The sequence below is a fragment of the Actinomadura sp. NPDC048021 genome (genome assembly GCF_040653135.1).
GTDB lineage: Bacteria > Actinomycetota > Actinomycetes > Streptosporangiales > Streptosporangiaceae > Spirillospora > Spirillospora verrucosospora.
Genome location: NZ_JBEZJQ010000003.1, coordinates 240,340 through 256,990, shown reverse-complemented (window position 1 = coordinate 256,990; position 16,651 = coordinate 240,340). Strand labels below are relative to the sequence as shown.

The window sequence follows — 16,651 nt, the reverse complement described above, 5'->3', positions numbered from 1 at the left end:
ACCGCCGCAACGCCCGGCAGATGCCGACCCGGCAGCTCAACCGGGGCCGCTGACCGGCGTCCCCCGGCCCCGGCCCCGCTGCACCGCGGCGGCCGGGGCCTGCGGCGCCGCCGGGGCGGGCAGGGCCTCCCCGGCCGGGAACTCCGCCCACACCACCATCCGGACGCCGTCCGCGCGGAATCCCCACCGCGACGCGAGCGCCTCGACGATCCGCATCCCGCGTCCCGACTCGGCGCCCTCCCCCGCCTGCTCGTCGGCGTCCCCGCCTTTCACACGGGGGCGCCCGCCGGCCGCGCCCTGGTCGGCGACCTCAAGCCTGTACGCGCCGTGCCCGGCCAGGACGGCGACCCTCACCAGCCCGCCCTCCAGCCCGGACGCCGTGTGCGCGATCGCGTTCGCGACCGTCTCGCTCACCACCAGCACCATGTCGTCCAGGGCGGGATGACCGGCCGCCGCGTTCCGGACGAAGCCCCGCGCGCACCCGACCGACCGCCGCACGCCCGGCAACGTGATCTCGCCGATCACCACACGGTCCCGCGTCCCGACCACAGCACCGCCTCCCCGTCCCGGCCGCCCTCACGTCCGGAAGGCTGCCCGTCACCCTCGAAGTACGGATCGCGGCCCTTGTCCTGTTCATGGCGCCTCTACCGTCGCCGCACGCGGTGCGAGCATCTCACGTCACGTCACTTAGAGTGACGGTGTGGACGGTTCCGGGAATCCACTGTGACGATGGGGAAGCGGCGTCAAGCCCGACTCTGGGGCACGCCGCTGCTCTTCTCGGTGCGGGGACGCGCGACGCTCATCACCGTCGCGGTGTCCGCGCTGATCCTGGTGCTGGCGCTGGTCCTGATGCTGCTGCTGGCGCGGGACTGGGCGGAGAACAGGGTCGGCCGCCAGACGGAGCGGACCGCCGAACGGATCGCGTTCGACCTCTCCAGGGGCCGGAACCCCGGCGTCATCGACGTCCGCCCGAACGAGGCGCAGTTGGTGCAGGTGGTCACCCCGGGGGGAAGGGTCGTGGCCGCCAGCGACGCGATCCGCGGACGTCGCGCGCTCGCGACCGCCGACCTGGCGAGGGGCGAACTGCTGATCGACCAGCGGGTCTGCCCCCGTTTCCCCAGGGGGTGCGTGTGGGCGTTCGGCCTCCGCATCCGCACGTCCCCGTGGGGCCCGGACGTCATGGTCATCGCCGCGGCGCCGCTGCCCGGCCTGCTGAACGTGTGGCTGCTGCCCGTCGCCCTCTTCGGCCTGCTGGTCGCCCTGCTCAGCCTGATCGCGTGGTGGACGTGGCACACGATCGGGCAGGCGTTCGTCCCGGTCGACATCATCCGCTCCGAGATGGCCGACCTGGACGCCCGGGGCCTGGACCACCGGGTGCCCGTCCCGCGGGCCGCCGGGGGGATCCAGAGCCTCGCCGAGACGGTCAACGCCACCCTGGACCGGCTGGAGGAGGCGGTGAACCGGGAGCGCCGCTTCGTCTCCGACGCCTCCCACGACCTGCGCAACCCGATCGCGGGCCTCCAGACGCGGCTGGAGGTCGCCCTCGGCGAGCCGGACGACGCCGACTGGAAGCCGGCGGTCCGCGCCGCGCTCCGCGACACGCGGCGCCTGAACGACATCGTCGCCGACCTGCTGGAGCTGTCCCGGCTCGACGCCCGCACCCCGAAGCCCGTGGAGCCGGTCGACCTCGCCGGCCTCGTCCGCCGGGAGGTCGGCCTGCGGGCCGGCGACGTGCCGATCAGGACGCGGCTGGAGCCCGGCGTGGTCGTGCGCGCCAACCCGGTGCGGCTGAGCCGGGTGCTCGGCAACCTGCTGGGCAACGCCGAGCGGCACGCCGAGTCGCGCATCGAGGTGACCGTGGCGCGCGAGGGCGGCGACGCGGTCGTGGAGGTCCTCGACGACGGCTCCGGGATTCCCGAGGAGGCCCGCGAACGCGTCTTCGAGCGCTTCGCCCGCCTCAGCGAGTCGCGCGCCCGGGACCCCCAGGGCACCGGTCTCGGGCTGCCCATCGCCCGCGAGATCGCCGAGATCTACGGCGGTTCCCTGCGCATCGCCGACTCCCGCAGGGGCGCCCGGTTCGTCCTGCGCCTCCCGCTGGTCACGGGCGGCGAACCGCCTCGATGACGCTGGACAGCCCGTCCTCGCCGTGACCGGCGTCGACGGCACGCCAGAACAGGTTCCGCAGGGCGGTCGGGCCCGCGACGTCGATCCCGGCTTCGCGGGCGGCCTCCACGACGTGGTCGGCGCCGACGGCCTGCATCCGCAGGGTGTTGTCCTCGCCCGGGTAGACGCCGGCCTCGATCTCTCCCGTGACGTGCTTCACGAAGCCCATCGGCCCGTCGCCGGCCAGGTCGAGCAGCAGGGACGTGGCGAACGGGCGGAACTCCCGGGCGGAGGCTCCCGCGGAGCCCAGCAAGGCCACGGCGTGCATGTAGGCGGTCAGGGTGGACCAGAAGAGGTAGAGCTGCGACTGGTAGTAGAGCATCGACAAGCCCGGGTCCTCACCGACGAAGGTGACGTCCCCCAGCTCGCCCAGGGCCTCGCGGTGGCGGTCCAGTACCTGCTCCGGACCGCTGTAGAAGACGTACGCCCCTGGCTGGCCGATGCCCGGCGGAGGCACCATGATGCCGCCGGTGACCAGGACGCCGCCCCGCTCGGACGCCCATTCGCTCGCACGGCGCAGTTCGCCGGGGCTGCCGGAGCTGAGGTTGACGATGACGCGTCCCTGGAGGTCCGCGCCGTCGAGCGAGTCGTACATCGCCTTGTAGTCGGTCTGGCTCACGACGACCAGCTCGGCGTCCGCGAGGGCGTCGGCGGCGGTGGGGGCGAGGGTCGCGCCGTCCTTCACCAAAGGGGCCGCCTTGGACGCCGTCCGGTTCCAGACCGTGGTCGGGCGGCCCTTCGCAAGGAACGTCTTGGCCATCGTCGCGCCCATGGGTCCGAGACCGATGACGGTCACTGGAGACTTCACGTGTCCTCCTGGGTGTGTGTTTCCTCCACCCTCGCCTGGGGCGCTACGGACGTGCTGCGGGTCTGTCCGTAGCGGCGACTACCCTGACGTCGTGCGTTTCGGGGTGCTGGGGCCGCTCGCGGTGTGGACGGACGGCGGGGCGCCCGTGCGCGTGCCCGAGGCGAAGGTCCGGACGCTGCTCGCCGTCCTGCTCACCCGGCCGGGAGAGCCCGTGTCCGTCGACCGGCTGATCGACGCGCTGTGGGGCGACCGGCCGCCCCGCAACCCGCTCGGAACGCTCCAGGCCCGGGTCTCGCAGCTCCGGAAGGCGCTGGAGGTGGGCGAGCCGGGCGGCCGGAGCCTCGTCGCCGCCCGCCCGCCCGGTTACGCCCTCGACGCCGCCCCGGAGGCGGTCGACGCCGCGCGGTTCGCGGCGGCGCTCGGCCGCGAGGCCGCCGACCCCCTCGCCCGCAGGCGGCTGCTCGGCGACGCGCTCGCGCTGTGGCGGGGCCCCGCCTTCGCCGACTTCGCCGACGCCGAGTTCGCCCGCGCCGCGATCATCGAGCTGGAGGAGGGGCGGCTCGTCGCGCTGGAGCGGCACGCGCGCGCCCGGCTGGACCTCGGCGAGCACGCGGCGGTGGCGGCCGAGCTGGCCGCGCCGGCGGCCAGCCATCCGCTCCGCGAGCCGCTCCACGCCCTCCACCTGCGCGCCCTCCACCTGGCCGGGCGGCAGGACGAGGCGTTCGCGGGCTACCACGCGCTGCGCGAGCGGCTCGCCGAGGAGCTCGGCGCCGACCCGGGCCCCGAGCTCGCGGAGCTGCACCGGTCGATGCTCGCGGAGGGCCCCGCCCCGCCGCCGCGGGCGGCTCCCCGGCTGCCCGCCGCGCTCGACGAGCTGATCGGCCGCGAGGACGCGGTCGAGCGGGGCCGGGCCCTGCTGGCCGGGCACCGGCTGGTGACGCTCACCGGGCCGGGCGGCGTCGGCAAGACCCGGCTGGCCGTGGAGATCGCCTCCCGGTCGATCGCCGACCACCCCGACGGGGTGTGGATGGTCGAGCTGACCGGGCCCGACGACGTGGCCGGGCAGGTCGCCCGCACGCTGGGGCTGCGCGAGGAGTCCGGCGGGGCCCCGCTCGCGGAGGCGCTGCGGGGGCGGCGGGCGCTGCTCGTCCTCGACAACTGCGAGCACGTGCTCGAACCCGTCGCCGAGCTGGCCGGGCGGCTGCTCGCCGACGCGCCGGGGCTGCGCGTCCTCGCGACGTCGCGGGAGCCCCTGGGGATCGCCGGTGAACGGCTGGAGGCCGTCCCGCCGCTCGACCTGCCCGGTCACGAGACCGCGCCGGACGCGCTGCGGGAGTCGAGCGCGGTCCGGCTGTTCGTCGCGCGGGCCGCCGCGGCCTCCCCCGGCTTCGCTCTCGACGACGGCACGGCACCGTGGGTCGCGGCGATCTGCCGGCGCCTGGACGGGGTGCCGCTCGCGCTGGAGCTGGCGGCGACCCGCGTCCGCGCGCTCGGAGCGCGGGAGCTGGCGGCGCGGCTGGACGACCGCTTCCGCGTGCTGGCGGGCGGCCGGCGCGGCGGCCCGACCCGGCAGCGGACGCTCCGCGCGGTGATCGACTGGAGCTGGGAGCTGCTCACCGGGCCCGAGCGGGTCGCGCTGCGGCGCCTCGCCGTCCACGCGGGCGGCTGCACGCTGGACGCGGCGGAGGCGGTCGGCGACACCGGCGTCGACGTGCTCGCCCGGCTGGTCGACCGCTCCCTCGTCGTCCGGACGGAGGAGGGCCGGTACCGGCTGCTGGAGTCGGTCGCCGCCTACGCGCTGGAACGCCTGCGGGAGGCGGGCGAGGAGGACGAGCTCCGCCGCCGCCACGTCCTCCACTACACCGGCCTGGCCGAACAGGCCGCGCAGCGGCTGCGCGGGCCCGAGCAGGGGCGCTGGCTGAAGCTGCTCGACGAGGAGGCCGCGAACCTGCGCGCCGCGCTGGGCGACGGGACGGGATTCCGGCTCGTGAACGCGCTCGCCTGGTACTGGTACCTGCGGGGCCGCTTCGGGGAGGCCCGCCGCGCGTTCGCCGGGGCCCTGTCCGCCGACGGGCAGGCGTCACCGGCCAGAACCGAGGCCGCGACGTGGCTGACCGCCTTCACCATGCTGGTCGGCGAAGGCGCCGATTCGGAAGAGCTTCGACAGGCCGCGCTGGCCGAACACGACGACCCGTTCGCCAAGGCCAGGGCCGAGTGGCTTCTGAGCCACGTCCATTGGGCGTACGGAGATCTGACCGAGAACGAGCGACGCGTCGACCGCGCTCTGGCGGTGTTCCGGGAGCGGGACGACCGCTGGTTCACGGCCGCCGCGCTCGCGACACGGGCCAAGCTGGCCGTCGGGCATGGCGATCTGGGCTCCATGGAGAGGGACGCCGTGCGGAGCGCCGCGCTGTTCGCCGAGATCGGCGACCCGTGGGGGCGGCTGGAGGCGTCCGACGCGCTCGTCCGGCGCGCCGAGATCACCGGTGACTACGCCGAGGCCGCCCGGCTGCTCCGCGACGGGCTCCGGCTGGCCGAGGAGTCGCGGATGTGGCCGGAGGCCTCGTTCCGGCTGGCCGGCCTCGGCCGCGTCGCGCTCCTCACCGGCGCCCTCGACGAGGCCCGCGACCTGCACGAGCGCGCCCTGGACCTGGCGCGGCGGCACATGGCGCGGTCGGCCGAGGAGTTCGCCGAGGTCGGGCTCGGGCTCGTCGCGCGGGCCCGCGGCGACCTCGACGCCGCCGAGAGGCACCTGCGCGCCCGGCTCGACTGGCTGCGCGGCATCGGCGGGACGGCGGGCCTGGCGTTCGCGCACGCCCAGCTCGGCTTCGTCGCCGAGGAGCGCGGCGACGCCGACCGGGCGCTGGCCCTGCACACCGAGGGGCTCGCCGCCGCCCGCGCCGTCGGCGACCCGCGCGCGATCGCGCTCGCGCTGGAGGGGCTGGCCGGTGCCCGGTCCCTGGCGGGCGACCACGCGGCCGCGGCCGGGCTGCTCGCCGAGGCGGGCGGGCTCCGCGCGGCGGCGGGAGCCGCGCTGCCGCCCGGCGAGCGGCGCGACGTCGACCGGATCGCCGGGAGGATCCGGGACGCCTCCGGTGTTGTCGCCAAGACCGGTGGTCCGGCGTCACCGGGACGATCGGCACCGGCGGGCTGATCGGTTCGGGCCCGGGGGAAAGGGAGACATGAGCGAGGATCTCGGCTACGGATGGCAGGGCGAGCTGCTCGACCTGCCCGGCTACCTGAAGCGGGTCGGCCACGACGGCGGCCTGGCCCCCACGGCCGCGACGCTGCGGGCCCTGCACCGCGCGCACGTCACGTCCATCCCGTTCGAGAACCTGGAGATCATGCTCGGGCGGCCGGTCGACCTGTCGCTGGACGCCGTCCAGGCGAAGCTCGTCGAGAGTCCGCGCGGCGGCTACTGCTTCGAGCACAACCGGCTGTTCGCGGCGGTGCTGGAGAGGCTCGGGTACGAGGTCGCGGCGGTGGCGGGGCGGGTCACGATGGGGGCGGCGAAGGTCCTTCCGGCCACGCACGCGCTCCTGCACGTCCGCCCGCCGGACGCGTCGCGGGACGAGCCGGCGTGGCTGTGCGACGTGGGGTTCGGCGCCGGTCCGCTGGAGCCGCTGCGGCTCGTGGACGGCGAGGAGGCCGTCCAGGACGGCTGGGGCTTCCGGCTCCGCCGAGGCCGCACCGTCACCGCCTGGACGCCGGAGACGGCGGAATGGGAGCTGCACCAGCGCGGCCCGGACGGCTGGGTCCGGCGCCACACGTTCGTGCTGAACGAGGTGTTCCGCATCGACTTCGAGGTGGGCAGCCACTACGTCTCGACGAGCCCGCGTTCCCCGTTCACGACCCGTCCCTTCGTGCAGAGGTTCTCGTCCGACTCCCTCCGCGTGCTGGACGGCACGAAGCTGACCACCACCCGTCCGGGCGGGAGCGTCGAGGCCCGCGCGCTCGCCCCCGAGGAGCTGCCGGCGACGCTGGCCGAGGACTTCGGGATCGTCCTGGAGAAGGAGGACGCGGATCGCCTCGTCGCTTTCGTCCGTGCCAGGAGCTAGCCCAGGTCGAGGCGGGCCAGGGCCGCTCTCGTGGTGACGCCGAGCTTGGGATAGGCCTTGTAGAGGTGGTAGCCGACGGTCCTGGGGCTCAGGAACAGCTGCGCGCCGATCTCCCGGTTGCTGAGGCCCGTCGCCGCCAGGCGGGCGACCTGGAGTTCCTGCGGGGTGAGCCGGGCGGCGTGGTCGTCCGGGGAGGCCTGGTCGTCCCGACCGCCCGTGAGGCTCTCCCCGGCGGCGCGCAGTTCGGCCCGGGCGCGGTCGGCCCACGGCGCCGCGCCGAGCCGCGCGAACGCCTCCAGCGCCGCGTGCAGCCGCGCCCGGGCGTCGTTCCGGCGGCGTGACCTGCGGAGCCACTCTCCGTACAGCAGCTCGGTGCGCGCCTGCTCGAAGGGGGTGCCGCCCTCGCGGTGCAGGGCGAGGGCCTTGGAGTACAGCGGGTCTGGGTCGTCCGGGGTCAGGAGGGCCGCGCAGCGTGCCGCGATGGCCTGCACCCAGGGCTGCTGGGTCTGCGCGGCCCAATCGCCGTACCAGTCGGCGGCGTCCCGCGCGCGCTCAGGGGCACCGGCGCGGACGGCCGCCTCGACAAGGTCGGGCAGGGCGGCGATGGCGCCCTGCCGGGAGGGCCCGGCGACGACGTCGGCAAGACGTTCCAGAGCCGCGTCGTACCGGCCGAGCCCGAGGTCGAGCAGGCTGCGCGCGGCGGCGGCGTGCACGTTGCTCGGCGGGAGTCCGCGTGACAGCGCCTCTTCTGTCAGCTCCAGGCAGCGTTCCTCGTCCCCCTGGATCGCGGCGAGCTGCCCCAGGCCGGTGTCGAGGTAGACGCGGATGCGGTGCTGGCCCGTGTCGGCGGCGATCCGCACGCCCTCGGTCGCGCCGGTCAGCGCGTCGCGGTACCTGCCGAGCAGCAGGTCGGTCCGGGTCCGGAGCATCAGCACGGGCGCGAGCAGCCCGATCGCGCCCCGGTCGCGGAAGCGCCGCTCCAGCTCCGCCGCGACCTCGGCCGCGCCCCGCACGTCACCGACCATGAGATGCCACATGCCCGCGCGGATCCGCTCGCGCGGCGCGTAGCAGGCGCTCATCGCGTCCATCAGCTCGCGCAGCGCCGCCACGCCGTCGGCCGGATCCGCGTCCGCGAGCGGGTTCTGCCCGGCGAACACCCGGCTCAGGGCCCGCAGGTGCGGCGCGTTCGGGACGCCGAGGCGCGCGCCCTCGGCGGCGATGCCGTCCATCGCGGCGAAGTCGCCCGCGTTGGCGGCCGCCACCGCGGCCTGGAAGTACAGGTAGCCGGACGTGCGGGGATCGACCCGCGCGACCGTCGCCGCCGTCTCGGCGAACAGGCGGTGGGCGTCCGCCGCCCGGTCCTGCTCGTCGGCGAGGGACGCCCGGATCAGCGTCAGCTCCGCCCGCGCCAGCGGGTCCGGCAGGTCGGGCTCCGCCCGCGCCGCCAGCTCGACGGCGCGCTCGGGCAGCCCCGCGTCGGCCGACGCCCGCGCCGCCGCCGCCAGCCGCCGGCCGCGCTCGGCCGGGTCCGGGGTGAGACCGGCGGCGGCCTCGTACATGGCGGCGACGGCCGCGTTGCCGCCCGCGTTCCGCTCGGTCTCGGCGGTCCTCTCCAGGACGGCCGCGACGCGCTCGTCCGGTTCCGTCACCGAGCGGGCCAGATGCCAGGCGTGGTGGCACACGTCGCCGCGCTCCAGGTAGGCCTCCGCCAGCGCCCGGTGGGCGGCGAGGCGCTGTCCGAGCGTCGCCTCCCGCACGGCGGCGGTGCGGATCAACGGGTGCCGCACCTCCAGCCGCCCGTCGGGCGTGGTGCGCAGCAGGCCCGCGCGCTCGGCGGGCTCCAGGTCGCCGATGGAGGCGGGGGCGCCGAACCGGCCCGCCGCCTTCACCACCACCCCGGCGTCGCCGAGATCGTCCACCCCCACGAGCAGGACGAGCCCGCGCGCCGGCTCGGGCAGCGCGGCGATCCGCTCGGCGAACGACCGCAGGATCCGCTCGTAGGCCGACCCGTGGCCGCCCCGGCCCGGCAGTTCGAGCAGCGCGAGGGGGTTGCCCATCGCCCCCGCGAGGATCTCCCGCCGGACGTGGCCGGGCAGGTCGGGGGCGCGCTCGGCCAGCAGCCCGGCTGCCGCGTCCTCGTCGAGGCCGCGCAGGCGCAGCTCGGGCAGCCCCTGCGCGACGAACTCCGGCGCGGCGCACTCCGGCGCGACGGCGTCGCGGGCCGCGAAGACGACCGCGATGGGCTCGGCGTCGAGGCGGCGGGCGGCGAACAGCAGCGCCTCGGCGGACGAGCCGTCCATCCAGTGCGCGTCGTCGACCAGGCAGAGCAGCGGCCGCTCCTCCGCCAGGTCGGACAGCAGGGTCAGCACCGCGAGACCCACGAGGAACCGGTCGCTCTCGGCCTCCGGGCCGCCCATGTTGAGGGCCGCGCGCAGGGCCTCGGCCTGCGCGTCCGGGAGGCCGCCGATCCGGTCGAGGTGGCGGCCGAGCAGCAGGTGCAGGCCCGCGTACGGCATGGTGCTCTCGGTCTCGACGCCCGTCCCGCGCAGGACGCGCATGCCGTCGGCGGCGCCGGCGGCGTGGTCGAGGAGGGCGGACTTGCCGATCCCGGCCTCGCCGCGCAGGACGAGGGCGCCGCTGCGCCCGGCGCGGGCCCGGTCGAGGAGCCCGTCGATCGCGGCCAGTTCCCGGTCCCGCCCGTACAGCATGCGCTCACCCTACTCAGCCCGCCGCGGCGCCCGGATGGTTGAAGCCCTCACCTCGGGTATCGCCACGAGTCGTACGCCCCCGGCGCCGAACACCGACAGGAGGTTGTCATGGCCGACCAGGCCACCAAGGAGAACGTCGTCGATCTGCTGCTCGCGCAGCACGAGGAGATCCGCCACCTCGCCACGACCGTGGAGAAGAACCACGGCAAGGTGCGCAAGGACGCGTTCGACCGGCTGCGCAGGCTTCTCGCCGTGCACGAGACCGCCGAGGAGGAGGTCGTCCACCCGTTCGACCGGCGCGGGGACGGCTCCCGCGTGGTGGACGCGCGGCTGGAGGAGGAGAACAAGGCCAAGGGCGTTCTGTCGGACCTGGAGAAGATGGACCCGGAGTCCGCCGACTTCGAGGAGACGTTCGCCAGGTTCCACCGGGACCTGGCGGCGCACGCTTCGCACGAGGAGAAAGAGGAGTTCCCGCGCATCGCCCGCGAGGCCACGCCCGAGCAGATGCGCGGCATGGCCAAGGCCGTCAGGGCCGCGGAGGCGATCGCGCCGACCCATCCCCACCAGGGGACGGAGTCGCCGACCAAGAACCTCGCGGTCGGGCCGGTGGCGGCCGTCGTCGACCGCGTCCGCGACGCCATCGGCAAGGCGCGCGGCTGACCGTCCCGGGGGCGGCCCCGCCGGGCCGTCCCTCCCTTGAGGAGGTGCGATGACCCACCGGAAGAACGACGAGGACAAGCCGCTCGCCGACCGGCGCGCCGAGGCGGGGGCGCCGCAGGAGGACGACGCCGACGTGGGGGGCGAGCACACGCCCGGCCCCACCGACCCGCCGAACGCCGAGGCCGACGCCCCGGGCGGGGAGGACGACGGCTACAGCCCGCAGACCGAGGTCCCCTGATCCGCCCGGGGCGCCGTGCCCCTCACTCGCTGTCGTCGTCGCGGTCGGCCCCGACCGTGACGCCGACGACGTCCTGCAGTTCGCTCAGGACCGCGGCGAGTTCCGGGACCGAGCCCGTCCCCTCCAGCGTGAGCGTCACCACGGCGTTGCCGGGGCGCCGCCGGTCGGGTTCGCGCCGGTCCCGGCGCTCGTCGCGGCCGCGGTCGGAGTCGTCCGGCAGGTGGTCGCGGTCGACGTGGACCTCCAGGATCACGAAGTCGCGCCGCGTGGCCTCCATCAGGACCTGCCGCAGCGCGCCCCGCCCGTCCCCGTAGACGATCCGCAGCCGCGCGACCCCGGCCCGGCGGTAGCGCTCCAGCGGGAGCCTCTTCGTCAACCCGCTGAGCCCGTACACGACGAGGAAGTGGATCGCGGTGACCGCCACCGCGAGGACCGGCAGCCCGCCGCCGGCCGCCATGCCGACGGCCGCCGTCACCCACACGACGGCGGCGGTCGTGAGCCCGCGCACCGCGTCCCGGCGGACGAAGATCAGCCCGCCGCCGATGAACCCGATGCCGGACACGATCTGCGCCGCCACCCGGGAGGGGTCCAGCGAGACGTTCCCGGGGACGTTCTCGAAGCCGTACTTGCTGACCAGCATGAACAGGGCCGCGCCGACGCCGACGAGGGTGTGCGTGCGCAGTCCCGCGCTCTTGTTGCGCAGCCCTCGTTCCAGCCCGATCGCGGCCGACAGCACCATGGCGAGCAGCAGCTCGCCGATCTCCACCCAACCCTGCCCGGGGGACAATTCGAACACCCTCGTACCACCCCTCCCTCTTCCGTTGTCCATCGGCCGGACCGCCCCGGCCGGCGCGCGCGCCGGCCGGGCGGCAGCAGACGGGAGGCCGCCCCGGACTCTCTCCGGGGCGGCCTCCGGCCTGCTGCTAGGCGGGGTGCGGCGGCTTCTGGTCCGGCGGCGTTCCGCCGCCCTTGCCGCCGCCCCTGTCCCCCTTGTCGGTGCCGTGCGCGTGGCCCTTGGCCCTCGTCGACTTCGGGTCGGTGGCCTCGGGCGCCGGTTCGTCCGTCACCGCGGTCCTCCCGGACCGCCGGATCTCGGGCTGCTGCGGGTTCGGCATGTGCTCGACTCCTAAGCGCTGGACGGTTCGGGACGCAGCGGGTCGTGCCCCACGCTCATCAGCGCGTGGCGCCACTGCTCGTCCCGTTCCGCGTTCGGCGGTCGGTGCTCCAGGCGGTCCTCCACGTAGTCGACGACCTCCTGCATCACCTCCCCGTCGCTTTCGGTCAGGTCGACCTTCCGCTTGCGCAGCACGTCCACCACGCGGGCGCCCAGCTCCGACACCCCGGGGCCGGGGCCGTCGGCCGGGAACGCCTCCTCGCCGGACGCGTCCGTGAGCAACCAGGTGCGCAGTTCGTCGGAGGTCATGTTCACGAGCCGGTGGAAGTCCTCCCACGCCAGCTCCACCTCGGGCGATACGCGGTTGTTCATAAGCAAAACTCCCTGTACGCGTTCACGCCCGCCGTACCCGGAGACCGCTGCCCCATTCGTCCAAACTTGTATTACTACGGCCGGAACTATCCCCGGGGCACCGGGAACGCTCCGCGTTACAGCCGGAGACGCACGGGGACACGACCCGCATGGACCACTCGGAAGCCCCCGTCCTGGACGCCCTCGCCGCCTACCACCGCGAGCAGCAGCTCCCCTACACCCCGCCCGGCCACAAGCAGGGCCGCGGCGCCGACCCGCGCGCCCGCGAGGTGCTGGGCGACGCGGTCTTCCGCTCCGACGTCCTCGCCATCTCCGGCCTCGACGACCGGGAGTCGAACCACAAGGTGCTGGAGCGCGCACAGGAGCTGATGGCCGACGCCGTCCACGCCGAGCAGGCGTTCTTCTCGACCTGCGGCAGCTCCCTGTCGGTGAAGAGCGCCATGCTGTCGGTCGCGGGCCCGGGCGAGAAACTCCTGGTCGGGCGGGACGCCCACAAGTCGGTCGTCTCAGGACTCATCCTCTCCGGAGTCCGCCCGATCTGGGTCGAGCCGCAGTGGGACGCGGACCGGCACCTGGCCCACCCGCCCTCGCCCTCGGCGTTCGCGGCGCGGTTCCGGGAGCACCCCGACGCGCGCGGCGCCCTCGTCACCAGCCCGACGCCCTAAGGGACGTGCGCCGACCTGTCCGCGATCGCCGCCGTCTGCCACGAGCACGGCAAGCCCCTCATCGTGGACGAGGCGTGGGGCGCGCACCTGCCGTTCCACGAGGACCTGCCGACCTGGGCCATGGACGCCGGCGCCGACGTGTGCGTGACGAGCGTCCACAAGATGGGCGCCGGGCTGGAGCAGGGGTCGGTCTTCCACCAGCAGGGCGACCTGGTCGACCCGGCCGTCCTCAGGGCCCGGGAGGACCTGCTCGGGACGACCAGCCCGTCCGTCCTGATCTACGCGGGCCTGGACGCGTGGCGGCGGCAGATGGTGGAGCACGGGCGCGCCCTGCTGCAGGACGCGCTGGACCTGGCGGCCGACGCGCGCTCGCAGATCGCGGCCCTCGACGGCTTCGAGGTCCAGGGCCGGGAGGAGTTCACCGGCCCCGGGCTCGCCCACGACTTCGACCCGCTGCCCCTCGTCATCGACATCGCCGGCCTCGGCGTCACCGGCTACCGGGCCGCCGACTGGCTGCGGGAGCACCACCGCGTCAACATGCACCTGTCCGACCACCGGCGGATCAGCGCGCAGTTCACCTTCGCCGACGACAAGGAGACGGCGGGGATGCTGCTCGGCGCGCTGCGCGACCTCCACGACCACCTCGACGACCTGCGCGGGGCGCCGGCGGTCGAGGTGCCGTCCCCCCGGGGACCTGCGGCTCGAACTCGTCGTGCTGCCCCGGGACGCGTTCTTCGGCCCGGCCGAGCAGGTGCCCGCCGCCGACGCCGTCGGCCGCGTCAGCGCGGAGATGCTGACCCCGTACCCGCCCGGCATCCCGGCCGTGCTGCCCGGCGAGCGGATCAACGCCCCGGTCATGGAGTACCTGCGTTCCGGCGTCGCCGCCGGGATGGTCGTCCCGGACGCGGCCGACAGCACCCTCGACAGCGTGCGGGTGTTCGTCGAGGACTGACGGGACGGCCCCGGCGAGGCGGAGCCGCCGCAGGTGGCGGGGCGGCGCTGTGGAAGACTCCTACCGGCACGGCGGCTAGATGGGGAGCGTCATGGAGTTGGTCCACTCGGGCAAGGTCAGGGACGTCTACGCGGACGGCGACGAGCTGATCCTCGTCGCGTCGGACCGGGTGAGCGTCTACGACGTCGTCCTTCCGACCCCGGTCCCGGACAAGGGGAAGATCCTCACGCAGCTGTCCCTCTGGTGGTTCGAGCGGCTCGCCGACATCATCCCGAACCACGTCGTCTCGGCCACCGACGTCCCCGAGGAGTGGGCCGGGCGCGCCATCCGCTGCCGCCGCCTCGACATGCTCCCCGTCGAGTGGATCGCGCGCGGGCACCTCGCCGGGCTCGGCCTGAAGGAGTACCAGAAGTCGGGCACGGTGTCGGGCGTCTCCCTGCCCGACGGCCTGGTCGAGGCGGACCGGCTGCCTGAGCCGATCTTCACGCCGACCACCAAGGCCGCCGAGGGCCACGACGAGTTCATCACCTACGACGACGTGGTCCGCGAGATCGGCGACGACACCGCCGCCCGCCTCAAGGACGTCACCCTGGAGATCTACCGGCGCGGCGCGGCCCTCGCCGCCGAGCGCGGCATCATCATCGCCGACACCAAGCTGGAGTTCGGCCGCGCCGCCGACGGCTCCCTCGTCCTCGGCGACGAGGTGCTCACGCCCGACTCGTCCCGCTTCTGGCCCGCCGACCAGTGGGTGCCCGGCCGTCCGCAGCACTCCCTCGACAAGCAGTTCGTGCGCGACTGGAGCAGCACGCTCGACTGGGACCGCACCCCGCCCGGCCCCGCCATCCCCGACGAGGTCGTGGAGGCCACCCGCGCCCGCTACGTCGAGGTCTACGAGCGCCTGACCGGCACCGCCTGGACCTCCTGACCCGGCGCCGGGCGCGCGTCGGCCGGGCCCGGCGCGCAGCCGGGGCAGGCTCGGGCGAGCCGCTCCGCCACCTCGGCGCGGCGCCGGAGGAGCGCGCGGATCTCCGCGTCGATCGCGGCGAGCCCGCGCCGGTAGACGGCGACCGACTCCGGGCAGGCCGCGCCGTCGGCGTGGCCCGCGCGCAGGCAGTCGACGAACGGGCGCGTGTCGTCCAGCGTGAAGCCCGTCTCCAGCAGCGCGCGGATCTGCGCGACGAGCCGCAGGTCGGACTCCTCGTACTCGCGGTAGCCGTTGGCCGCGCGCCGCGCCGGCAGCAGCCCCTGCTGCTCGTAGTAGCGCAGCATGCGGGTGCTCACGCCCGCGCGGGCGGCCAGTTCCCCGATCCGCATCGGCCCTCCTCGCCTTCACGGGCGACGGTACTCCTTGACACCGCCGTCAATGTCAAGGCCGGCGGGCCCGGTGGGACGGGCCCGGCGGACGCCGCCGGGCCCGCCCCGCGGTCACGCCGTCAGCGTCCCTGGAGGCCGCGGACGTTGTCGCCGAACGTCCAGCTCCTCGACCCGTCCCAGTTGATCGACCAGGTCATCAGGCCTTTCAGCTGGCCGTTGAAGTGGTTCCACGCCTGGCCGACGAGGGCCGGTGACATGTACCCGCCGCCCGCGCCCGGCTGCGCCGGAAGGCCCGGGGCCTGCTTGTCGTAAGGGACCTTGATGGTGGTGCCCTGGACGGTGAGGCCGTTGTTCAGGCACTCGGTCTGCTTCACGAAGCCCTCGACCGTCCCGGCGGAGTAGGAGTCGCCCGAGCAGCCGTACATGCTGCCGTTGTAGTACTGCATGTTCAGCCACCACAGCCGGCCGTTGTCCGCGTACTTCTTGACGATCGGCAGGTAGGCGCCCCAGATCGAGCCGTAGGTGACGCTTCCGCCGGTCACGTAGGCGGTCTCCGGTGCCATCGTGAGCCCGAAGTTGGACGGCATCTGGCCGAGCACGCCGTCGATGATGCGGATCAGGTTGGACTGCGACGCCGACAGCTGGTTGATGTTCCCGCTGCCCGACAGGCCCGTCTCGATGTCGATGTCGATCCCGTCGAAGTTGTACTTCTTCAGGATCGGCACGACCGTCTGGACGAACCGGTCGGCGACGGCGCTGGAGCTGAGGTCGATGCCCGCGGCGGCGCCGCCGATCGACATCAGGATCGTCGCGCCCGCGGCCTTCGCCGCGCACATCTGGGCGGGGGTGGAGACCTTGACCGTCGAGTCCATGCCGTCCTCCCACAGGACGGTGCCGTCCGAGCGGATGACGGGGAACGCCGCGTTGATCACGTTGTAGCCGTGCTGCCTGATCACCGGGTTGTCGATCGGCGTCCAGCCGAACGGCGGGTGGACGCCGTTGGACGCGCCGTCCCAGTTCTCCCAGTAGCCCTGGAGGATCTTGCCGGCGGGCTTGGACTTCACCGCGCAGGTCTCGTTCCCGCCGGGCGGCGGGGTGGTCGGCGGGTCCGTGGGCGGCGTGGTGGGCGGGTCCGTGGGCGGTCCCGTCGTGTCGCAGGTGCCCAGCTCGCGCCACAGCGTGGGGGTGGAGGCGGGGTTCCAGTTCGCGCCCGGGTAGGCGGTGTGGGCGACGATCGCCTCGTAGCCGCGGCCGGTGTAGACGACCTTGTCGCCGACCTTGTAGGAGGTGCCCTCCGCCCAGGCCGGATACGTGCAGGCGATCGCGGACGCGGGCTGGGCCGACGAGGGCGCGGAGACCGCGACCAGCGTGCCGAACGACAGGACGGCCGCCGCGGCGGCGGAGGCCAGCGCGGCTCCGGCCGCGCGTCTGGAGGGTCTGCGCTCGAAGCGCGCGTGCTTGGGCTTCACGGGGGGACGACTCCTCAGCTGAGCGGGACACAGAGGAGCCGGTGCAAGAGCCGAACAAGTCCCGTGGGGACTCTCCCAGAGCAAGGCACGTACGACCGGCGTGGACGCCAGTTAGAGGGTAACCGTCCCG

General features: G+C 74.8%; 15 protein-coding genes and 1 pseudogene. 8 read left to right on the top strand and 8 right to left on the bottom strand.

The window, feature by feature from the left end:
* Positions 1–36: 36 nt before the first annotated feature.
* Positions 37–549, bottom strand: a complete 513-nt coding sequence (locus AB0C87_RS07070) for an ATP-binding protein (protein ID WP_360576791.1) — start codon at positions 547–549, stop codon at positions 37–39.
* A 180-nt stretch (positions 550–729) separates the two neighbouring features.
* Between AB0C87_RS07070 and AB0C87_RS07065 the strand changes: the two genes are divergently transcribed.
* Positions 730–2,124: a HAMP domain-containing sensor histidine kinase gene (locus AB0C87_RS07065; protein ID WP_360576790.1), complete on the top strand. Its 1,395-nt coding sequence runs from the start codon at positions 730–732 to the stop codon at positions 2,122–2,124.
* Here AB0C87_RS07065 and AB0C87_RS07060 read toward each other — a convergent pair.
* On the bottom strand, positions 2,099–2,971 hold the full coding sequence (locus AB0C87_RS07060; protein ID WP_360361068.1) for an NAD(P)-binding domain-containing protein: 873 nt from the start codon (positions 2,969–2,971) through the stop codon (positions 2,099–2,101). The genes AB0C87_RS07065 and AB0C87_RS07060 overlap by 26 nt on opposite strands.
* A 91-nt stretch (positions 2,972–3,062) precedes the next feature.
* Between AB0C87_RS07060 and AB0C87_RS07055 the strand changes: the two genes are divergently transcribed.
* Together AB0C87_RS07055 and AB0C87_RS07050 are read left to right on the top strand one after the other, a co-directional pair.
* Positions 3,063–6,125: a BTAD domain-containing putative transcriptional regulator gene (locus tag AB0C87_RS07055; RefSeq protein WP_360576789.1), complete on the top strand. Its 3,063-nt coding sequence runs from the start codon at positions 3,063–3,065 to the stop codon at positions 6,123–6,125.
* A gap of 28 nt (positions 6,126–6,153) precedes the next feature.
* Positions 6,154–7,029, top strand: coding sequence for an arylamine N-acetyltransferase (locus AB0C87_RS07050; RefSeq protein WP_360576788.1), 876 nt, complete (start codon positions 6,154–6,156; stop codon positions 7,027–7,029).
* Here the strand turns inward: AB0C87_RS07050 and AB0C87_RS07045 are convergent.
* On the bottom strand, positions 7,026–9,737 hold the full coding sequence (locus AB0C87_RS07045; protein ID WP_360576787.1) for an AAA family ATPase: 2,712 nt from the start codon (positions 9,735–9,737) through the stop codon (positions 7,026–7,028). The two genes, AB0C87_RS07050 and AB0C87_RS07045, sit on opposite strands and share 4 nt — an antisense overlap.
* Before the next feature lie 108 nt (positions 9,738–9,845).
* Between AB0C87_RS07045 and AB0C87_RS07040 the strand changes: the two genes are divergently transcribed.
* Both AB0C87_RS07040 and AB0C87_RS07035 read left to right on the top strand, forming a co-directional pair.
* A complete protein-coding gene (locus tag AB0C87_RS07040) occupies positions 9,846–10,397 on the top strand; it encodes a hemerythrin domain-containing protein (RefSeq protein ID WP_360576786.1) in 552 nt (183 codons plus the stop codon).
* A gap of 49 nt (positions 10,398–10,446) precedes the next feature.
* A complete protein-coding gene (locus AB0C87_RS07035) occupies positions 10,447–10,635 on the top strand; it encodes a hypothetical protein (protein WP_345180249.1) in 189 nt (62 codons plus the stop codon).
* Positions 10,636–10,657: 22 nt separating this feature from the next.
* On the opposite strand, the gene AB0C87_RS07030 is transcribed toward AB0C87_RS07035, so the two are convergent.
* The 3 genes from AB0C87_RS07030 to AB0C87_RS07020 all read right to left on the bottom strand — a co-directional run bounded on the left by AB0C87_RS07030 (position 10,658) and on the right by AB0C87_RS07020 (position 12,121).
* Positions 10,658–11,431 (bottom strand): MgtC/SapB family protein, encoded by a 774-nt coding sequence (locus AB0C87_RS07030; protein WP_345180251.1) that lies wholly within the window; start codon positions 11,429–11,431, stop codon positions 10,658–10,660.
* Between the two features lie 127 nt (positions 11,432–11,558).
* On the bottom strand, positions 11,559–11,750 hold the full coding sequence (locus AB0C87_RS07025; protein ID WP_345180253.1) for a hypothetical protein: 192 nt from the start codon (positions 11,748–11,750) through the stop codon (positions 11,559–11,561).
* A gap of 11 nt (positions 11,751–11,761) precedes the next feature.
* Complete coding sequence (locus AB0C87_RS07020) at positions 11,762–12,121, bottom strand: DUF3140 domain-containing protein (protein WP_345180254.1); 360 nt, start codon at positions 12,119–12,121, stop codon at positions 11,762–11,764.
* A gap of 149 nt (positions 12,122–12,270) precedes the next feature.
* Between AB0C87_RS07020 and AB0C87_RS07015 the strand changes: the two are divergent.
* The 3 genes and pseudogenes from AB0C87_RS07015 to AB0C87_RS07005 form a co-directional block, all read left to right on the top strand.
* Positions 12,271–13,122: pseudogene (locus AB0C87_RS07015) on the top strand (ornithine decarboxylase); the annotation flags it as partial.
* A 376-nt stretch (positions 13,123–13,498) separates the two neighbouring features.
* A complete protein-coding gene (locus tag AB0C87_RS07010) occupies positions 13,499–13,738 on the top strand; it encodes a hypothetical protein (protein WP_360576898.1) in 240 nt (79 codons plus the stop codon).
* Positions 13,739–13,829: 91 nt separating this feature from the next.
* Positions 13,830–14,663: a phosphoribosylaminoimidazolesuccinocarboxamide synthase gene (locus AB0C87_RS07005; protein WP_345180257.1), complete on the top strand. Its 834-nt coding sequence runs from the start codon at positions 13,830–13,832 to the stop codon at positions 14,661–14,663.
* Here the strand turns inward: AB0C87_RS07005 and AB0C87_RS07000 are convergent.
* A complete protein-coding gene (locus AB0C87_RS07000) occupies positions 14,627–15,052 on the bottom strand; it encodes a MerR family transcriptional regulator (protein ID WP_345180259.1) in 426 nt (141 codons plus the stop codon). The genes AB0C87_RS07005 and AB0C87_RS07000 overlap by 37 nt on opposite strands.
* Positions 15,053–15,171: 119 nt before the next feature.
* Positions 15,172–16,521 carry a glycosyl hydrolase family 18 protein gene (locus AB0C87_RS06995; protein ID WP_360576785.1) on the bottom strand — a complete coding sequence of 450 codons (1,350 nt, stop codon included), beginning with the start codon at positions 16,519–16,521 and terminating at the stop codon, positions 15,172–15,174.
* Between the last annotated feature and the right edge of the window lie 130 nt (positions 16,522–16,651).

Excerpts from the sequence above, each read along its gene's own strand:
- AB0C87_RS07045 (WP_360576787.1), bottom strand. The coding sequence starts at position 9,737 with ATGCTGTACGGGCGGGACCGGGAACTGGCCGCGATCGACGGGCTCCTC.
- AB0C87_RS07020 (WP_345180254.1), bottom strand. The coding sequence starts at position 12,121 with ATGAACAACCGCGTATCGCCCGAGGTGGAGCTGGCGTGGGAGGACTTC.
- AB0C87_RS07050 (WP_360576788.1), top strand. The coding sequence starts at position 6,154 with ATGAGCGAGGATCTCGGCTACGGATGGCAGGGCGAGCTGCTCGACCTG.
- AB0C87_RS07005 (WP_345180257.1), top strand. The coding sequence starts at position 13,830 with ATGGAGTTGGTCCACTCGGGCAAGGTCAGGGACGTCTACGCGGACGGC.
- AB0C87_RS07040 (WP_360576786.1), top strand. The coding sequence starts at position 9,846 with ATGGCCGACCAGGCCACCAAGGAGAACGTCGTCGATCTGCTGCTCGCG.
- AB0C87_RS07000 (WP_345180259.1), bottom strand. The coding sequence starts at position 15,052 with ATGCGGATCGGGGAACTGGCCGCCCGCGCGGGCGTGAGCACCCGCATG.
- AB0C87_RS07025 (WP_345180253.1), bottom strand. The coding sequence starts at position 11,750 with ATGCCGAACCCGCAGCAGCCCGAGATCCGGCGGTCCGGGAGGACCGCG.
- AB0C87_RS07035 (WP_345180249.1), top strand. The coding sequence starts at position 10,447 with ATGACCCACCGGAAGAACGACGAGGACAAGCCGCTCGCCGACCGGCGC.
- AB0C87_RS07065 (WP_360576790.1), top strand. The coding sequence starts at position 730 with ATGGGGAAGCGGCGTCAAGCCCGACTCTGGGGCACGCCGCTGCTCTTC.